The organism is Shewanella sp. 10N.286.52.B9, from assembly GCF_002873635.1.
In the GTDB taxonomy this organism is placed as follows: domain Bacteria; phylum Pseudomonadota; class Gammaproteobacteria; order Enterobacterales; family Shewanellaceae; genus Shewanella.
Window position 1 is genome coordinate 39,518 of record NZ_MCTY01000157.1, and the last position, 18,520, is coordinate 58,037.

Here is an 18,520-nt window from a genome sequence, read left to right on the forward strand (position 1 = left end):
ATGAGTCATAAACCACTTAAGGTTCACACTAGGGCGACCAAAGCCGCTGAAAAGGCAACAAGGGTATTTGTTGCCCTTGGCGCTAACCTTGAAAACCCAGAGCAGCAATTAGATAATGCAGTTACTGCAATAAAAAGCTTAGGGCAAGATCATCATATAAAGGTCTCTCATTATTATCGCTCACGACCAATGGGCGATGTAAAGCAACCTGACTATGTCAATGCCGTAGTTAGCTTTAGCACCACTCTTAGCCCTATCGATTTACTTGATGCCCTTCAGGCCATTGAGAATGAGCAAGGTAGAGTGAGAGATTTGCGCTGGGGACCAAGAACATTAGATCTCGATATTTTATTATATGGCGAGCTAATGGTTGATTTACCGAGATTAACAGTCCCCCATTACGGCATGAAACAACGCAGTTTTGTGCTAATACCACTGGCAGATATTGCTGCCGATTTAGTGCTACCATGTAACACTAAATTACAACACCTTATTACCACTGAAATGCGAGCTGAGTTAATTCAAATTTAACCCATTGTAATGGTAGCTCAGAGTGTATTTCCATTATTTGAATATGATTTCTTTGCAGAGTTTATTATGTCAAAAGTCACTAGCTCAACCCTGATAAAATTCAAACAAGAAGGTAAAAAATTTACCGCCCTTACCGCTTATGATGCCAGCTTTGCCGGCGCATTTGATAGCGAAGGTGTCGATGTGCTTCTTGTTGGCGACTCCTTAGGCATGGTGCTCCAAGGCCACAATGACACCTTACCTGTGACCGTTGATGACATTGCTTATCACACCGCCAGCGTCAGCCGCGGTTGTAAACGCGCCCTACTTATCGCAGATATGCCTTTTATGAGTTACGCCACACCGGAACAAACCATGCGCAATGCCAGCACCCTAATGCAAGCAGGTGCAACCATGGTAAAAATGGAAGGTGGTGAATGGCTACTTGAAAGCGTTAAAATGCTCACTGAACGCGGTATTCCTGTCTGTGCTCACCTTGGGTTAACTCCGCAATCAGTACACGTATTTGGTGGCTTTAAAATTCAGGGCCGAGAAGAAGATAAAGCCCAACGTATGATTGATGATGCCAAAGCTTTAGAAGCCGCTGGCGCGCAATTATTAGTAGTTGAATGCATTCCAACTGCACTCGCGAAAAAAATCTCTGAAGCGCTTACCATACCGGTAATTGGTATTGGTGCAGGTCCTGATACTGATGGCCAAATTTTGGTCATGCATGATGTACTGGGGATCTCCAGTGGTTACATTCCAAAGTTTTCTAAAAACTACCTCAAGCAAACTGGCGAAATACGCGCGGCAATAAGAGCCTATATCGAAGAAGTTGCCAATGGCAGTTTCCCTGCTGATGAACACTCATTTAATTAATAGTGAACCAATTAATAGTGAACCAATTAATTAATAGTGAACCAATTAATTAATAGTGAACCAATTAATTAAATCGATAGATATTTTGGATAAATAGTTTAGGTAAAAATGATGATCACCACCGCGAATATTGCTGAGATTAGAAAGCAAGTAAAGCAATGGCATATGCAAGGTGAAACCGTTGCGTTTGTGCCAACCATGGGCAATTTACACCAAGGTCACATTAGATTAGTTACTGAAGCGCTTAAAAGAGCCGATCATGTGGTGGTGTCTATTTTTGTTAATCCAATGCAGTTTGGACAACATGAAGATTTAGCAGCTTACCCGCGCACCCTAGCAGATGATCAGAATGCACTGATTAATGCGGGTGCAGAGCTACTATTCACACCGACACCAGAGATTATTTACCCTAAAGGCTTAGAGAATCAGACCTTTGTTGAAGTACCTAAAATAGGCGAAGAGTTTTGCGGCGCCAGTCGTCCCGGACACTTCCGCGGTGTGGCAACCATAGTTTGTAAACTATTTAATATTGTTCAAGCGGATATCGCCCTATTTGGTCGTAAAGATTATCAACAGTTGATGGTCATCACCGCCATGGTTGAAGACTTATCTCTGCCTATCGACATCATCGGCATCGACACTGTTCGAGAAGCATCAGGGCTCGCTATGAGCTCTAGAAATGGCTATTTATCTGCCCAGCAAAAAATCCAAGCCACAAGCATAAAGAAGGTAATGGATTATGTTGCCGCTCAAGTGACCGCTGGAGAAACCATTGAGCTAGCCATTGAAGTAGCTAAACAACAGCTCATTGATGCAGGTTTTAAAATGGACTTTTTAGCGGTAAGAAACGCAGCGACTTTAGCCCCAGTGACAGCTGAAGATAACCATTTTGTTATACTTGTCGCGGCCTATCTGGGCAATACTCGCCTAATCGACAATCTAACTTTTAGTCGTTAAACCATTGGCTTGTTCGTTAGTAAGACTTAGAAGAGAATTCACTAAGTCTTACTAGTCTAATTGCTGACTCTGATTATGATTATGATTTTTAATCCAAATAGATAGTTATTTTGAAATTCGCTTTACTGCCCTTTTTAGCCAATATTCGCCTAATCGACAACCTGAGTTTTAGCCGTTAAGTCATTCGCTAGTTGGCTTGTTCGATAGTAATACTTAGAAGAGGATTCACTAAGCCTTACGATCGTAATTGCTAAATCAGAAACATATCATCACTTTGTAATACTTATTACTGAATTTTGGCGAAAACCTCACCGAATCAATAACCTTACTTTTAGTCGTTAAGCCATTCGCCATTGACAGTGTAAGACTTAACCCACTGTCTACTAAGTATTACAAATTTATAGTGATTTTTTACTATTACATTATAAAACCAGCGTCAAAAAACTGGCATTCTCACCAAAATTAAGCCATAGTTAAAAAGTATGCTAAAGCATTACAGCAATAACCGACTATAATAATTAACAACCAGCGGAACTCAATGGATATTGAGCCTCCAAGCGGTAACCTTCTGATATAAACCCAACACCTAAGTTGATACGATATCGGTTAGACAAAAGGATCTGTGGCCGCATGCCAAGTAGACTATTACAAACATTCATTTTGCTAGCGTTGATTGCAAGCCCTATCGCATCAGCCAATGGCATTTATAAATGCATGAAAGATGAACGCGTCGTCTTTAGTCAAACTGTCTGCCCGAAAGAGTATCGTCAGCACAAAATTGAATTTCAATTAGGGATCACTACCGAAATCGACTCTGATAAAGTTGTCCTTAAAGAAGACCCGCTCAAAGCCCTACTGAAGAAAAAAACCATTTCAAAAGAGAAGTTAATTCAGCTGCTTGATAGTGAAGTGTATCGATTGAAGCAAGAAAACAGCTACTTCGAAATTCTGCGCGCCAGTGAAATCCAAAAACTTGATCGTAATCGCTATTGGCATAAAAAAGAAAAAGATGACCCTGATTACATTAAAGATTTGAAAGAAATCAATTCACGCTTTGACGAGCTTATGAGCAATAATCGTCAAGTTATCATCGTATTAACTGATCATAAAAAGAAAATCATCGAAGAAAGTGATGCGCCAACATCACTGGCACAAAAAGAAGGCTAGCCGCGACTAAAAGTGATTTTTAGTCGCTTTCATTTTAGCTAAGTACTGATTATCGACCTCACCAGCTAGCCTCAACTTAAACAGCCTGTATCAACTTAAACACTAGGCCAAACTCAATATTCTTGAGAAGCAAAGCCAGTTACTCCAGCCGCTAATCTGGCTTAAATACTCCGATCATATTGCCATTGGCTTTTTCAGCCACTTTAGCTTCCGTTTGTTGCTCTCGGTAATCACAATCAGTACATTCCACAGTTTCAATACCATTTTCTTTGAATAATACGATACTGTCTTGGGCGTGACATTTAGGACATTTTGCTCCTGCAACGAAGCGCTTTTTAATTTTTGGCATAATGTTGTTATTTTTCTAATGTAATTGTGCAATTCCTGTGACGCTATTTTGCCATGATTTCAGCCAAAGCGTCTCACTATTTCACAGAAATAAAATGTCATTCAGCATTGGGATACGTTATTATCACTGCACTTTACGTATTCACTCCAATCAAGTTGCTATTCATGATCAACATCAGCCAAGCTCAGCTCATTCGCGGAACTAAAACCTTACTCGATGATGCCAACCTTACCGTTTACCCGGGCCATAAAGTGGGACTGGTCGGGGCCAATGGAACCGGAAAATCAACCCTGTTAGCGTTGATTTTGGGGCAGTTACAACTTGACAAGGGTGAGTTTAGCCTTCCTGCTGGTTGGCAAATAGCCACTGTAGCCCAAGAAACGCCTGCGCTAGAGGTGTCTGCACTGGAATATGTGCTTGATGGTGATAGTGAATTTCGAGAGCTTGAAGTTCAATTAAACAAAGCTCAAGATGAAGATGACGGCCATAAAATTGCCCTCATCCACGGTAAAATTGATGCGATTGGCGGCTATGCGATTAAATCTCGCACCGGCTCATTGTTGGCAGGCCTAGGCTTTAGCGAAGCGGAGCAAAGCAATCCTGTAAAGAGCTTTTCAGGTGGTTGGCGAATGCGACTCAACCTTGCTCAAGCACTGTTGTGCCGCTCAGACTTACTGCTGCTGGATGAGCCCACCAACCATTTAGATTTAGACACCATGTACTGGCTAGAAGGCTGGATTAAGGCCTATCAAGGTACCCTGATCTTAATCAGCCATGACCGCGATTTTATTGATGGTATCGTGGATGAAATTGTTCACGTTGAACATACTAAGCTTAATTACTACAAAGGCAACTACAGCTCCTTTGAGCGGATCCGCGCCGAACGTATGGCGCAGCAGCAAGTGGCCTATGAGCGTCAACAAAAAGAACGGGCACATATGCAGAGCTTTGTTGACCGCTTCCGCTACAAAGCCAGTAAAGCTAAACAAGCCCAAAGCCGCTTAAAAGCGCTGGAGAAAATGGCTAACTTACTGCCATCCCATGCAGACAGTCCATTTCACATGGCATTTCGTGAGCCTGAAGCCTTGCCTAACCCATTAGTGACTATGGAGAAAGTCTCTATTGGCTATGATGATAAAACCATCCTTAGCGAAGTGGAGCTTAACTTAGTACCAGGTGCACGTATTGGCTTGCTGGGCCGAAATGGCGCGGGTAAATCAACCTTAATTAAGTTGCTATCGGGTCAATTACAACCCAAAACGGGTAGATACCAACCTAATCCAGGAATGAATATTGGTTATTTTGCTCAGCATCAAATTGAATTTTTAAGTCTTGATGATACCCCGTTACAGCACATGGTGCGATTAGCGCCTAACGCAAAAGAGCTAGAACTTAGAAACTTTCTCGGCGGTTTTGGTTTTAATGGCGATATGGCACTTGCCCCCGTTAGACCGTTCTCTGGTGGCGAAAAAGCGCGCTTAGTGTTGGCGCTATTAGTTTGGCAGCGTCCTAACGTACTGTTACTCGATGAGCCCACCAACCACTTGGATTTAGAAATGCGTCACGCATTGACCATGGCGCTGCAAACATTTGAAGGTGCGATGGTGATTGTGTCACATGATCGACATCTTTTACGTTTAAGCTGTAGCGATTACTACTTAGTAGACCAAGGCGCTGTTAAACCATTCCAAGGTGATTTAGATGACTATCATCAATGGTTATTAGATGCGGCTAAAGCGGCTCAGTCCAATAGCAGTAAAGATAGCTCGGCAACTCCAAGTATTGATAAAAAGCAGCAAAAACGCATTGAAGCAGAGCTAAGACAAAAAGTATCGCCACTGCGTAAAAAACAAATAAAGTTAGAAACTGAGCAACAAAAAATCACTGCCAGATTAGCAGAATTAGAAATAGAGTTAGCTGATGGTTCACTTTATGAAGCTGAAAATAAAGCTAAAATGACCAAAGTACTCAATGAAAGAACCACGCTCACCCAATCAATGGACGAAAGTGAAATGAACTGGTTTGAGCTACAAGAAGAAATTGAAATCATCGAACAAGAGTTTGGTATCGGTTAATTCATAATGCAGATAACAAGGGATAGGATCAGTGCAGCAGTTTAATTCATTACTATGGCGAGAATGTGAAAGCCAATACGCTATTGAACCTAAGCGCTACATCAGCCTTCAGGATGCTTACCAAGTGAATGTTAACATGCTGCTACTGGCGCAATACCTTGATAAAAAAGGCTATCTACTGCCCTTAGTCCAATGGCAAGCGTTAGCGGCTACCATAAACGATTGGGACACCAAGGTCGTTAACCCTTATCGCACCTTGCGCCGTTTAGCGAAAGAGCATATTAAAGCTAATGAATATCAGCAGATGCTCGACATTGAGTTAATGCTGGAACGTAAATCCCAGCAAATGCTACTAACAAAACTCAACACTGTTACCCCAGAGATTAAAGCGAATCAGCATTGCGCAAATGAAAATACCGATAACTACTTATCATTATTCGGGATTAACCATGATGATTTTAAAAATTTACACGCAATTTAATACCGCTGCAGACTAACAAAATCACATAGCATTAAACCTTAACTGACGGCTTTAAACGCTCTGCCAATAAGGTCGCATTTCGGGCCACAATCGCGTAAATCGATAGCTGCGGATTAGCACCTAAACTAGTTGGAAACATGGAGCCATCCATAACTGACAAGTTTTCAAAATAATGGGAGCTCCCCTCACTATTGACCATCGATAGGGTTTTATCTTCTCCCATAGCGCAACCGCCCATTACATGGGCAGAGGCTACAATGGTTTTTAATAAACCAATATCCATAGTGGCAATGGTTTGCTTGGCTTGTTGCCAGTTAAGCTGCTTGCCAACACCATCATTAATGGGCAACACGGCATTAGCACCTGCAGCAAATTGCAGCTCTGCCATAGTGGCAAACGCCCTTCTCGCCGCATCCCAAAAAGGTTTTTGTAGCGGATAATCTAACGCAAAGCCGGTATCAGTTAAGCGTACTTGCCCACCTGGAGACTGAGCCGAATAGCCATCACGCACTAAGGCAATCATCACCTGTAAATTGTTAAACTGGGTCATTAACTCGGCATGACTACGACCATAACCAATGGTTTTTGATGCGATTAATACTGGATGGATCGGGGGCACTTCTAATTTATAACCCAGCTCTCCAGCAGCGCCATCACGCCATACAAATTCATCGGAATATATCGATTGCGGCGCGCCGCTATGGCCATCAATTTGCTTATCAAAAATGCTGCCTGATAACAAAGTAGGATGAAGAAAAGTTTTACCTAAAAGCTGATAAGGATCTGGGGTATTAGCACGCATTAAAATCGTCGGCGTATGAAAAGCACCCGCACTAAGGATGTAGTGTTTCGCCTTAAAAGTGAGCGTCACACCATGACCTGAAGCAACTTGCGCTTTGGCCATTAAACCAGTCACTTTATCGGCTTTATGCTGTAGATCAGTAATTTTAGCGTTTGATATTAACTGAGCGCCTTGCTCTAAGGCACTCGGTATGGTGGTGACCAGCATAGACTGCTTAGCGTTAACCGGGCACCCCATACCGCAATAACCTGTATTCCAGCAACCTTTAACATTACGTTTGATCACCGTATATTCCCAACCGAGTTTTTCACAGCCTTCTTTTAAGGCCGCATTATTACGGTTAGGTTGAAATTGCCACTCGCTGATATTTAGCCGCGTTTCCATTTTTTCAAACCATGGCAATAAGCTTTCTGACGATAGGCCTTTAACTGACTTTTCTTGGGCCCAAAATGCTAAGGCTTGCTCAGGTGTACGAATTGAGGTGGTCCAATTAACCGTCGTTGAGCCGCCCACACTGCGACCTTGAAAAATACCAATACCTTTGTCAGCGGTTTTCATCGCTGCTGCTTGCTGATATAGATCAGGGTAAGCACGGCGCTCTTCCATATTAAAATCACTGGACGATTTAAGTGGTCCAGCTTCAACCATGATGACCTTAAGACCCGCTTGAGTGAGGATTTCAGCTGCCGTTCCGCCCCCCGCGCCCGTGCCGACAATCACTACGTCTGCTTCAAAATGCTGATCGTTTTCAAGTTTACTCGCATCAATATGTTGCCAGCCGGCTTTTAAACCTTCTGTAATGGGGTCAATAATATTAGCGGCCACGTCTCACTCCTAAACACGGTTTACATCAAAGAAAATTAGGCGGTCAAAAAAGTGGGTTTAGCGTAATGTAACCGTCCCCAATGCTCTGGGCAGGCATAATAACTGGATAGCACTAATTCCCGTAAGCCAAGATAGGCAGTTTGCAGCATTTGCAGAAAATGATGGCGCCACTCTTCTAGCATCAACACTAACTCATCAGCAGAGCGAAGCATCAATGGCGTCAGGCTACTCGTTAGCAGCAATAAACCCATCCGGCTCTCAAGTAGATTTAATAGCTGATTAATCTCGCTTTTTTGATCATCAGACAGCACACTGATGGTTTGATTAATCGCGACTATGGTACGATTAATAAAGGCTTCGCGATAATTAGCAACTTCTGGCAAAGTGCCATCCATAAAAATAGGGATTAGCACATTAAAAAGTAAACGATGATTTTCATCAGGATGATCGGTAATGTCTGGGGTGTATAAACTCACACCCAAGGCCAGCGCAGCGGTACCGGTAAAGGCGCCAGCCAAAAAGGTTCTTCGTTTCATAGTTATCCCTTGCTGCAAACATCTGTGATAAAGTGGTCGCTAACAACATTTAAACATACGTTTGAACATTCACAAACTATTGCACTATACATACCCTTATGAAAAAGATTTTCACTCCACCATGGTGGGCAGTAAGTCCTCATATTCAAACGATTTTACCTGTTTTATTTAAGGTGGCCAAACCAGACACCCACAGACAGCGCCAAGAGCTGACTGACGGTGATTTTATTGATTTGGATTGGTTAGGCAAGCCGCAAAATGGCCAGCCAATTTTAGTGATCCTCCATGGACTTGAAGGCAGTAGTGAATCACACTACGTCAGGCGTATGCTACAAACCGCCCAAAACCATGGCTTATGCGCTGTTGTCCATCATCACCGTAGTTGCTCAGGCGAGCCAAATCGGTTAGCCAGAAGTTACCATAGTGGCGACACCGAAGATATTCACTTTACCCTAACTCAGTTACATCAGCAGTACCCAGAATCACCACTGTATGCCGTCGGCTACAGCCTAGGCGGCAATGTACTGGCAAAATATCAAGGTGAACAAGGCGAGCAAAGCTTGCTAGAAAAAACCATAATTGTTTCAGCGCCTTTGTGGCTCGCAGCCTGTGCTAAAAAATTAGAAAAGGGCTTTTCAAAAATTTATCAGCAGCATTTAATAAAGCAACTGCAAGCCAAAATGCACAGCAAAGTACTGCAAAGCAATTTGGTTGAGAAAATGCCCGTCACTGAAGCGCAAATTCAGCAATTAAGCACCTTTTATTTATTCGATGATAAAGTGACGGCTCCTTTACACGGTTTTGCTGACGTTAATGATTACTACCAAAGAGCCAGTGGTAAGCCTTTTTTAAAAAATGTCAGCAAGTCGACCTTAGTTATCCATGCTCAAGACGATCCTTTCATGACCGATGATGTCATTCCTGCGGCAGTAGAATTATCAGAACATGTGGAATACGAGTTACACCCTAAGGGCGGCCATGTTGGCTTTATCAGCGGCGGCGTTCCTTGGAAGCCACGTTTTTACCTTGAATCAAGAATTATCCATTTTTTAAAGAGCTAATTATGCTTATTCCTTATGATGCCTTGCTACAACTGCCACCAGCAACATTAGACAATTTAATTAAAGAGTACTTGTTTACCCAAATTGAAGATGGCTCTTTTGGCCAAACCGATGACGCTCAGTTACAAAATGCCATAAATCAATGTAAACAAGCTTTAAAACAAGGCGAACTCATCGTTGAATTTAGCGAAGAAGATGAATCCATTGCCATTAGACAAAAACAGCAGATCATTCATCCAAACAGTGATGACAAAGAGCCATTCTTTTAATGCAAGATTGACCTAACCCGTTTCAAGCCGTATAAATAGAGTCTGTTTTTCTTCAGGTTGAAACATGTGAATGTGAATGACTAACGGATTATAAAATACTGAATTGTCATCATAATTAACTTCTTCACGTTTGATCTAGGTAGGATAAATGTCTATTAAACACCCCATTATTGCTGTTACTGGCTCATCTGGCGCAGGCACAACAACAACGACCACAGCATTTACTCATATCTTCCGCCAGCTGGGCATTAATGCAGCGTTTATTGAAGGGGATAGTTTCCATAACTTCACCCGTGCAGAGATGGAAGTATTAATTCGAAAATCACAGGCTGAAAATAACAACCTCAGTTACTTTGGCCCTGAAGCCAATAATTTCGTCAAACTTGAAGAGTGCTTTAAAAGCTATGCCGAAACAGGCCAAGGCCAAACCCGTAGCTACTTACATACTTTTGATGAAGCGGTGCCATTTAACCAAATGCCCGGCACATTTACCCAGTGGCACCCATTACCTGAAAAAACCGATATGCTGTATTACGAGGGTTTGCATGGCGGCGTCGTCACTGAAGATGCTGATGTTGCCAAGCACGTAGATTTATTGATTGGTATGGTGCCCATTGTCAATTTAGAGTGGATTCAAAAAATTATTCGCGATACCTCAGACAGAGGCCATAGCCGTGAAAAAGTCATGGGCTCGATTGTGCGCAGTATGGATGATTATATTAAGCATATGACGCCACAATTTTCTCGCACCCATATCAACTTTCAACGAGTTCCTACAGTTGATACCTCCAATCCATTTAGCGCTAAAGACATCCCCAGCTTAGACGAAAGTTTTGTGGTGATCCGCTTTAGAGATATTGACAATGTTGATTTTCCTTATTACTTAAGAATGATTGACGGCTCGTTTATGTCACGCATCAATACTTTAGTCGTGCCTGGTGGCAAGATGTCATTAGCAATGGAGTTAATATTAACCCCACTGATTAAAGATATTATGCAGAAAAAAGCAGCTGCCGATGAAGTACAACAGCTCGATGATGCTAGCTCAGCAGAATAAGCAACGACTAATACAAGTAATACAAGTAATACAAGTAAACTTGGCAGGTTAAGCTTAATTTAAGCCTAAACCATTATCATTCTCGCTGTCGGGACTTCAGGCGAAAGAACGATAGTTGATGTGCTCTTGGGTGTTAATTCCCCCTTATTTATCTGTTAGCGCACTTGGGCATATCAGCAAACCTGCTTCTATTATTCGCTGTTCCTGTCACTTGCTCTTTGAAGCGCCCTTATAAGCCGCGTTCAATTAAGACTAAAAACATTTCAACTCGCCCTGTTAAACCGTTAATTTAACGAGACCAGTAAGCGTTTTATCTCAGCCCGAACCAAATCAATTTTAGCGGTAATCTCCATACTTGCAGCTTCGCTCTCTAGCATCTGTTGCCATTGTTCTGACCAAACCAAGGTTAAATTTTGTGCTTTAAGCCTGACTTGATCATTGGTTAATGAACTTAAATCTTCAATTAAGCCCACTTTGACCCATCCCACCCTAGGGTTACCTAATTCAGTATCATTATCGTAATGCGCCGCATAGACCAATTGCTCTAATTGCGCTAGCTCTAGCAGCATTTCAAAACTTGCTGTTCTAACATTGCTATTATGCTCTGTTATCTCCATACGCCAGACGTTATATGAGAATCCCATTAGCGAAAACAGTAAGCTAAATATCACCGTAAGCTGATAGAGCTTTAATTTATTATCTACAATTCCATTCATTGTGATCGCCTAGTCGTGATGAATAAACTGACTCTAATCATCAGCTAATAATAGCTATGATTTGTCCACGCGCACTAAAATTTAGCCACAAAAAAACGGCCTTGTTGGCCGTTTCAATTCAAACAAAACATTGCTTAATTCATTAATGGAATGATTTCACGATAAGCCCTGCCTTGCTGATACTGTTCAAGTCGCATGATAAATTCATCGCTCTGGGCAACTTCTGGGTTTTGCTTTAATGCTTCAATGGCTTTTTGTTGGGTATCAACAGCCAGTTCAAACTCACCCATTTCGGCATAAGCAGCAGCAAGGTTATCTAAGTTGGTCGGATCGTTAGCGTTACTTTCAAGCAATTGCAGTGCAAGCTGCACCGCTTTTGACCCATTACGATACTCTTCTTCAGGGCAGGTCGCTAAAATCCACGCCACATTCCCCAGCGCAATTTCGTCACCTGCTTGGGTGAATTGCTCTAAAGCTTTGCCGCAACTGCGGGTTACACCATCGCCACCAGCAGAGTAAATAAAGCCTAATCGAAAGTGAGCTCGTGGATCGCCATGCTTAGCTAAAGACTGGTACCATTTTTCTGCTACCGCTAAATCCCGCGGTAATAACTTTCCTTCAAAGGTTAAATCTGCCAAAGTTTGCTGCGCTTTAATATGATCTTGTAGCGCCGCTTGCTCGACCCAATAAATGCCTTGATCAATATCTTGGTCGACAAATCGCCCCGCTAAACTCATTAGCCCTAATAAAAATTGTGCGTCGGCATTGCCTTCCGCCGCCCGCAATTGGATATGAACTAATTTACTAGCCGCTTGAGATGCTTTCGATTGAGGAATTGAAAAGGCACTGACTGGCGCACTGACACTCGTCAATAAACCTAATGAGCAGGCTAAGCCAACACTTAATAATTTCTGCGAATATTTCAAACTAACCTCGTACTGCAGCGATTCAACTTTGATAATCAAATTAACAATAACCACCAATGGGGATTTTTACAATAAACCAATCCCTATTAATCATAATAAATCGTTCATCTTCAATCTAAAGCTTGATAAAAATCTGATAAAACAATGCTTTTAAAGAAACATCAACTTGCCATTTAAAACAGACAAGGCTAAATTAGATAATAATGTGGCGTGCAGCTGCAAAAATAAATTTCTAATTTAATAACTTAATACCGTACTTGACTGTTTTTTCATAATGTTAAACTCGATCTTCATCAAAGTTTTACACGATTAACTCAAGTACAATTACTTTATTAGATAGTCCTTACTTTCATTTTATCAATCGAGGAAATACACATGGCTCTGATTGGCAAGCCTAAACCTGATCCAACTTTGGAATGGTTTCTTTCACACTGTCACATCCATAAATACCCAGCGAAAAGCACCTTGATACACGCAGGTGAAGAGTCTGATACCTTGTATTACATCGTTAAAGGTTCAGTCGCTGTATTGATTAAAGATGAAGAAGGGAAAGAAATGATCCTTTCATACCTTAATCAAGGTGACTTTATTGGTGAACTTGGTTTATTCGAAGAACAAGCTGAACGTACAGCTTGGGTTCGTGCCAAACAACCTTGTGAAATCGCAGAAATTTCTTACAAGAAATTCAAGCAACTGATTCAGGTTAATCCTGAAATTCTAATGAAGTTAACTGCGCAAATGGCTTACCGTTTGCACAGCACTAGCCAAAAAGTCGGCGATTTAGCTTTCTTAGACGTTGCTGGACGCATCGCACAAACATTATTACACCTTGCTAAGCAACCAGATGCAATGACTCACCCTGATGGCATGCAAATTAAGATCACTCGTCAAGAGATTGGTCAAATTGTAGGTTGTTCACGTGAGACTGTTGGCCGTATATTAAAAATGCTTGAAGAACAAAATCTTATTCAAGCTCACGGTAAAACTATTGTGGTATATGGCACTCGTTAAGTTAAGCTTCAGCTTGATTTAAGGGTGATTAATTAAAGTGATAATTAGCAATTCTAATTATCACTTTTTTTATGGGAGTCTGTCTGATGAGGCTGCTGACTGCATTACTACTCAGTCTACTTATATCGACTCTAACACCAGCATCACAAGCAATGACTGCAGAGCTACCACATGATGAAGTTCAACGCTTAGTTACATCCGGTAGCATTCGTTCGCTTGATTATTCCCTCACTTTACTTGCACAATACTGTCAGGGTGAATTAATTGATGCCAGCCTCTATCAAGAGGATGACAAATGGCGTTATGATTTACAGTTAAAGATAAAAAAAGGGCATATCATCCATTTATTTCTCGATGCTACAAATGGGATGCCAGAGTCAATTGACCAACTACCAAGTGAATGCCAAATAAATGAAACTGCTACTCGTTGAAGATAACACCCTCTTAGTTGCTGAGCTTGAAAAACAACTAAAACAAGCCGGCTACGTTACTGATGTAACCGATAAAGCTGTTGAAGCAGATTACCTCATCAAAGAAACTCAATACGATTGTGTGATTTTGGATATTGGCTTGCCTGACGGTAATGGCTTAACACTCGTCGAGTCTTGGCGTGAAAAAGGCATTGATACGCCGGTGATTATGCTCACTGCGCGCAGTCAGTGGCACGAGAAGGTCGAAGGCTTTAATGCGGGGGCTGATGACTACCTTGGTAAGCCTTTTCATGCTCAAGAGCTGTTAGCGCGAGTTCAGGCACTTATTCATCGTGCCCATGGCCGTCTTAATACCTCATCAAAGCAGTTGAGTTATGGTGGCATTACCCTTGATGAGTCAGAGCAACGAGTGCATATCGGTGACAAGCATTACGAATTAACCGCCATGGAATTTAGACTATTAAAAATATTTTTAATGTCGCCAAAGAAATTACTCTCAAAAGCACAACTTACCGATAAGCTTTATCAATTTGACGATGAAAAAGAATCAAATGTGGTTGAAGTATACGTTACCCATTTACGTAAAAAACTTGGTAAAACCGCCATTGAAACCCGCCGTGGCCAAGGGTATATTTTTCACGGCATTGTTGAATGATATCAATCCGCAGTAAGCTAAGTTTATGGCTTAGCGGTTTAATCATTATTGCCACCGTCATCGGACTCATATTATTTGAGTCCATGTTAAGACAAGCGTTTCATGACTCTATCATCAATCGTCTCGAAGAAGATTTAGAACACATCATTATCGCCAGCCATATCAATGCTGGTGAAATTATCATCGACCAAAACCAACTCTCCAGCTTTTACAAACCAGCCTATTCAGGTCGATACTTTCAATTTAACTCCGATGATCAAGTGATCCGCTCCCGTTCTCTATGGGATGTGCAATTAGATATCGAATTATTGCAGCATGATCAAACCCGGGTATGGCAAGCCAAAGGGCCAAAAAATAATGACATGCAGTTATTATCGATTGGTATAGGCTCAATCAATGGCGATAAAGTTGCCACCCTTACGGTTGCTCAAGACTTAAGTATTGGCCGGCGGGTCTTTAGTGAAGTGTTTGGCACTAAGTTGGCGATTAATATCGCCATGCTACTGGCAATGATTGGCGGTATTTTTATCATTCTACGCCAATCATTTAAGCCAGTTAAACACATTCAAGATTCACTGGCCAAATTACGCCAAGGTGAAATCGATGCCCTAGAAGTCACCAAGATTCCAGTTGAAATAAAACCTTTAGCTGAAACCTATAACGAATTATTAGATTACACCGCTAATCAAATTGAGCGCAGTAGAAATAATTTAGGTAATTTAAGCCACGGCCTAAAAACCCCATTAGCCGTGATGCAGCAACAAGTTGAAGTATTGGGTTTATCAAACCCGCAAGCGGCTGAAGCCATGCAGCAGCAATTAGACCTGATCCGCAACATGATCGAACGTAAGCTCACTGCAGCTAGAATTACTGGTGATATGCTGCCAGCAGCGCAAATGGTGGTGCCACGTGATTTTGAGGCGCTCATTAGCACTCTAGATAAAGTACATCACCATAAAAACATTCATTGCAGCATTGATGTCAGCGATGACATAAGTCGCCTGCCGATACACCGTGAAGATGGTATGGAGCTGTTTGGTAATTTATTAGATAACGCTTACAAGTGGGCAAATTCAGCGGTCAATTTGACGGTATCTCAGCAGCAACAAACATTAACCCTGTGTATCGAAGATGATGGCCCCGGCGTCAATGACGATCAAATCAGCCAACTGACCAATCGCGGTAAACGTTTAGATGAAGCCGTGTTAGGCCATGGGCTGGGGTTATCCATTGTAAAAGAAATTGTTGAGCAATATGGTTATCAACTCAAGTTCGAGCGTGGTGATGTGTTAAAAGGCTTACATGTTTGCATTATATTTGCCAATACCACCCCAGATGGTAGCGCCGTAACATAATCCCTTAATGGCGTACTAAAACCTTGCAACTTAACAATGAAAAATGCCAGATAAACTGACTTACTTGGCATTTTCATTAGCGTTAAAATTAAATTAATTTTAACGACTTAGCTCGTAGCATTATTTGGCAGCATTAGTACTTTCAAAGATTTTGTCAGCAGACGCGGCGACAAAACCGGTATACAAGTTACCGTCAGCCATCGGATAACGACGGGCAAATTCATAAAAACACGTTGGGATCACCAGCTCACCATCTGCAAAGCTGACCGCCATGCGATCTGCCATCGTTGATGACTGCTCTAATAGCACTTCAGCTGAACCTTTAATCTCACCACCAGCGGTGTTTAAGGTAAAGCCAGCAGCTTTTAGGGTTTCATTGACTGATTCAATGGTTTCAAAATCAGGCAGCTCATTAATGGAAACCGTAAAATGGTTAGCGCGATAACCAATGGCCGCAACCCAAGCTGCGTACTCGCTTTCTGCCAATAAGGTTTTGTAAGTGGCGATATCGACACGCCAATGACAGCCTGAATATAAAAAATTATCCGCAGTTGTCGCCGCAGCATCCACTTGATCAACTAAACCATGGATAATGCTTTGCACTTCAGGGCTAAATTCTTCCACTAACAGCTCAGAGATAAACACCTTAGGCTGATGCGGATCGGGATGCTCGAAATGCTTGGCAACCAACTTTTTCTGCTCAAAGTGATAATCACCACTGGCAACATAACCAAGCGACTCAAAATGAGCCGCCAATACAGCAAGGTTAACTTTTTCAATATTAAAGGTACGCAGGGCAATATGATCGTTAATGATCGGTTTTCCCTGCCCTAACAGTTGCTGAATGTTTGCCGCCGAGGGCGTCATATTGATGTAGTCTTGCCATAAAGCGGCGAATAAAGCGTTAACGTCGGTGTGCATGATAAAATCCTTCTTTAAAAAAAGGCAATGACTCAAGAGTCATTGCCTTAGTTGCAAAATGAGTGACTAGATAGATAAACCAGGGCTCAATTTAGCAGGTAGGCTGACACTATCAGCTTCAACTGAAGCTACAGGGTAAGCACAGTAATCAGCAGCATAGAATGCACTTGCACGATGATTACCTGATGCGCCAACACCACCAAATGGTGCTGCGCCAGATGCGCCTGTGATTTGCTTATTCCAGTTAACGATACCAGCACGAATGCGTGCTAAGAAGTAATCATAATCTTCTCGGCTATCCGCCAACAAACCAGCAGAAAGTCCATAACGAGTGTTGTTTGCCATATCGATAGCATCATCAAAGGCTTGGTATCTAACTAATTGCAGCAATGGACCAAAGTATTCTTCATCTGGCAGCTCTGAAATTGCAGTCACATCAATTAACCCAGGAGAGACAAGACCAGTACCCGCTTCTACGTGAGTAAGCTCAATTAGTGATTCTGCACCTAATGCCAATAAGTTAGCCTGCGCGGCAACCATGCCTTTAGCCGCGGCTTCAGAAATCATCGAACCCATAAATGGCTGCGGCTGCGCATTCCAGCTACCGACTTTAATTTGCTTAATCGCAGTAACAAGCTCAGCAATTAATGCATCGCCAGCAACGCCTTGTTGAATGTACAAACGACGTGCACAAGTACAACGTTGACCTGATGAGATATAAGCAGACTGAATAATGTCATGTACAGCAGCCTTAGTCTCTTTAACGTCTTTGATGATTAATGGGTTATTACCACCCATTTCAAGGGCTAGAATTTTACCTGGATGACCAGCGTATTGCTGATGTAACAAGTGACCAGTACGAGAACTACCGGTAAAGAATAATCCATCAATTTGCGGGTGAGACGCTAAAGCTTTACCGGTTTCAAGCTCGCCTTGAACCAAGTTAATCACACCTTGGGGTAAACCTGCTTTGCCCCAAAGTTTTAGCATTTCTTCAGCGACTTTCGGAGTTAACTCTGATGGCTTAAATACCACAGTATTACCAGCAAGTAAGGCTGGAACTATATGGCCATTGGGTAAATGACCAGGGAAATTATAAGGGCCAAATACCGCAACAACGCCGTGCGGCTTATGACGTAAAACGGCGCGACCTGCGGGAATGTCATTAGTTTCAGTACCAGTACGCTTATCATGCGCTGCAGCTGATAAGCCAATTTTGCCTATCATAGCGCCCACTTCTGTGGCGGTTTCCCACTGAGGTTTACCGGTTTCTTGGGCTATCACTTCAGCAAGCTCAGCTTTGTGCGCTTCAAGTTCGCTGCGGTACGCTTCAACAATGGCTAAACGCGCCTCATAGCCAAGCATAAACCAGTCAAACTGCGCACTTCTTGCGGCATCAATGGCGCTATTAACTTGGGCTTCTGTCGCCGTTTTACCGCTCCAGATCACCTCACCATTTGCTGGGTTGAGTGATGTAATTTCATGACCTTCGCCATTAGACCATTGGCCTTTGATAAATTGTGTCATTTGCTGT

At 42.2% G+C, this 18,520-nt stretch carries 20 protein-coding genes; 13 read left to right on the forward strand and 7 right to left on the reverse strand.

Features of this window, described 5'->3' with window-relative positions:
* The 4 genes from folK (at position 1) to BCU91_RS08445 (ending at position 3,516) form a co-directional block, all read left to right on the forward strand.
* Positions 1-531 carry a 2-amino-4-hydroxy-6-hydroxymethyldihydropteridine diphosphokinase gene (gene folK / locus BCU91_RS08430; protein WP_102435714.1) on the forward strand — a complete coding sequence of 177 codons (531 nt, stop codon included), beginning with the start codon at positions 1-3 and terminating at the stop codon, positions 529-531.
* Between the two features lie 66 nt (positions 532-597).
* Positions 598-1,392 (forward strand): 3-methyl-2-oxobutanoate hydroxymethyltransferase, encoded by a 795-nt coding sequence (panB, locus tag BCU91_RS08435; RefSeq protein WP_102435750.1) that lies wholly within the window; start codon positions 598-600, stop codon positions 1,390-1,392.
* 111 nt (positions 1,393-1,503) lie between these two features.
* Positions 1,504-2,349 carry a pantoate--beta-alanine ligase gene (gene panC, locus BCU91_RS08440; RefSeq protein WP_102475920.1) on the forward strand — a complete coding sequence of 282 codons (846 nt, stop codon included), beginning with the start codon at positions 1,504-1,506 and terminating at the stop codon, positions 2,347-2,349.
* Between the two features lie 630 nt (positions 2,350-2,979).
* Complete coding sequence (locus BCU91_RS08445; RefSeq protein ID WP_102475919.1) at positions 2,980-3,516, forward strand: DUF4124 domain-containing protein; 537 nt, start codon at positions 2,980-2,982, stop codon at positions 3,514-3,516.
* Between the two features lie 151 nt (positions 3,517-3,667).
* Here the strand turns inward: BCU91_RS08445 and BCU91_RS08450 are convergent, their stop codons facing one another.
* Entirely contained in the window at positions 3,668-3,865 is a 198-nt protein-coding gene (locus BCU91_RS08450; protein WP_198589351.1) for a YheV family putative zinc ribbon protein, read from the reverse strand.
* Positions 3,866-4,029: 164 nt separating this feature from the next.
* On the opposite strand from BCU91_RS08450, the gene BCU91_RS08455 reads away from it, so the two are divergent.
* Positions 4,030-5,940 (forward strand): ABC transporter ATP-binding protein, encoded by a 1,911-nt coding sequence (locus BCU91_RS08455; RefSeq protein WP_102531281.1) that lies wholly within the window; start codon positions 4,030-4,032, stop codon positions 5,938-5,940.
* A 31-nt stretch (positions 5,941-5,971) separates the two neighbouring features.
* Entirely contained in the window at positions 5,972-6,421 is a 450-nt protein-coding gene (locus BCU91_RS08460; RefSeq protein WP_241901101.1) for a TIGR02444 family protein, read from the forward strand.
* A 31-nt stretch (positions 6,422-6,452) separates the two neighbouring features.
* On the opposite strand, the gene BCU91_RS08465 is transcribed toward BCU91_RS08460, so the two are convergent.
* Both BCU91_RS08465 and BCU91_RS08470 read right to left on the reverse strand, forming a co-directional pair.
* Positions 6,453-8,048, reverse strand: coding sequence for a GMC family oxidoreductase (locus BCU91_RS08465; RefSeq protein WP_102531282.1), 1,596 nt, complete (start codon positions 8,046-8,048; stop codon positions 6,453-6,455).
* 35 nt (positions 8,049-8,083) lie between these two features.
* Positions 8,084-8,584 (reverse strand): TAT leader-containing periplasmic protein, encoded by a 501-nt coding sequence (locus BCU91_RS08470; RefSeq protein ID WP_102531283.1) that lies wholly within the window; start codon positions 8,582-8,584, stop codon positions 8,084-8,086.
* 98 nt (positions 8,585-8,682) lie between these two features.
* On the opposite strand from BCU91_RS08470, the gene BCU91_RS08475 reads away from it, so the two are divergent.
* The 3 genes from BCU91_RS08475 to BCU91_RS08485 all read left to right on the forward strand — a co-directional run bounded on the left by BCU91_RS08475 (position 8,683) and on the right by BCU91_RS08485 (position 10,971).
* Positions 8,683-9,645, forward strand: coding sequence for a hydrolase (locus BCU91_RS08475; protein ID WP_102531284.1), 963 nt, complete (start codon positions 8,683-8,685; stop codon positions 9,643-9,645).
* A 2-nt stretch (positions 9,646-9,647) separates the two neighbouring features.
* Positions 9,648-9,914, forward strand: coding sequence for a YheU family protein (locus BCU91_RS08480; RefSeq protein ID WP_102439914.1), 267 nt, complete (start codon positions 9,648-9,650; stop codon positions 9,912-9,914).
* 148 nt (positions 9,915-10,062) lie between these two features.
* Positions 10,063-10,971 carry a phosphoribulokinase gene (locus BCU91_RS08485; protein WP_102531285.1) on the forward strand — a complete coding sequence of 303 codons (909 nt, stop codon included), beginning with the start codon at positions 10,063-10,065 and terminating at the stop codon, positions 10,969-10,971.
* Positions 10,972-11,255: 284 nt separating this feature from the next.
* Here BCU91_RS08485 and BCU91_RS08490 read toward each other — a convergent pair whose 3' ends face one another.
* Together BCU91_RS08490 and BCU91_RS08495 are read right to left on the reverse strand one after the other, a co-directional pair.
* Positions 11,256-11,687, reverse strand: coding sequence for a hypothetical protein (locus BCU91_RS08490; RefSeq protein ID WP_102475916.1), 432 nt, complete (start codon positions 11,685-11,687; stop codon positions 11,256-11,258).
* Between the two features lie 134 nt (positions 11,688-11,821).
* A complete protein-coding gene (locus tag BCU91_RS08495; protein WP_102439961.1) occupies positions 11,822-12,613 on the reverse strand; it encodes a tetratricopeptide repeat protein in 792 nt (263 codons plus the stop codon).
* Between the two features lie 375 nt (positions 12,614-12,988).
* On the opposite strand from BCU91_RS08495, the gene crp reads away from it, so the two are divergent.
* The 4 genes from crp to BCU91_RS08515 all read left to right on the forward strand — a co-directional run bounded on the left by crp (position 12,989) and on the right by BCU91_RS08515 (position 16,065).
* A complete protein-coding gene (gene crp / locus BCU91_RS08500; RefSeq protein ID WP_076538973.1) occupies positions 12,989-13,624 on the forward strand; it encodes a cAMP-activated global transcriptional regulator CRP in 636 nt (211 codons plus the stop codon).
* Between the two features lie 86 nt (positions 13,625-13,710).
* Positions 13,711-14,055 (forward strand): hypothetical protein, encoded by a 345-nt coding sequence (locus BCU91_RS08505; RefSeq protein ID WP_076538976.1) that lies wholly within the window; start codon positions 13,711-13,713, stop codon positions 14,053-14,055.
* The gene (locus tag BCU91_RS08510) at positions 14,036-14,710 is read left to right on the forward strand and encodes a response regulator transcription factor (protein WP_102439917.1); all 675 of its coding nucleotides are present in this window, start codon (positions 14,036-14,038) and stop codon (positions 14,708-14,710) included. Before BCU91_RS08505 ends, BCU91_RS08510 begins: the two co-directional genes overlap by 20 nt.
* The gene (locus tag BCU91_RS08515; RefSeq protein WP_102475915.1) at positions 14,707-16,065 is read left to right on the forward strand and encodes an ATP-binding protein; all 1,359 of its coding nucleotides are present in this window, start codon (positions 14,707-14,709) and stop codon (positions 16,063-16,065) included. Before BCU91_RS08510 ends, BCU91_RS08515 begins: the two co-directional genes overlap by 4 nt.
* 120 nt (positions 16,066-16,185) lie before the next feature.
* Here the strand turns inward: BCU91_RS08515 and BCU91_RS08520 are convergent, their stop codons facing one another.
* Both BCU91_RS08520 and astD read right to left on the reverse strand, forming a co-directional pair.
* Positions 16,186-16,986 (reverse strand): DUF1338 domain-containing protein, encoded by an 801-nt coding sequence (locus BCU91_RS08520; RefSeq protein ID WP_102531286.1) that lies wholly within the window; start codon positions 16,984-16,986, stop codon positions 16,186-16,188.
* Between the two features lie 66 nt (positions 16,987-17,052).
* Entirely contained in the window at positions 17,053-18,513 is a 1,461-nt protein-coding gene (gene astD / locus BCU91_RS08525; RefSeq protein ID WP_102531287.1) for a succinylglutamate-semialdehyde dehydrogenase, read from the reverse strand.
* Positions 18,514-18,520: the final 7 nt, after the last annotated feature.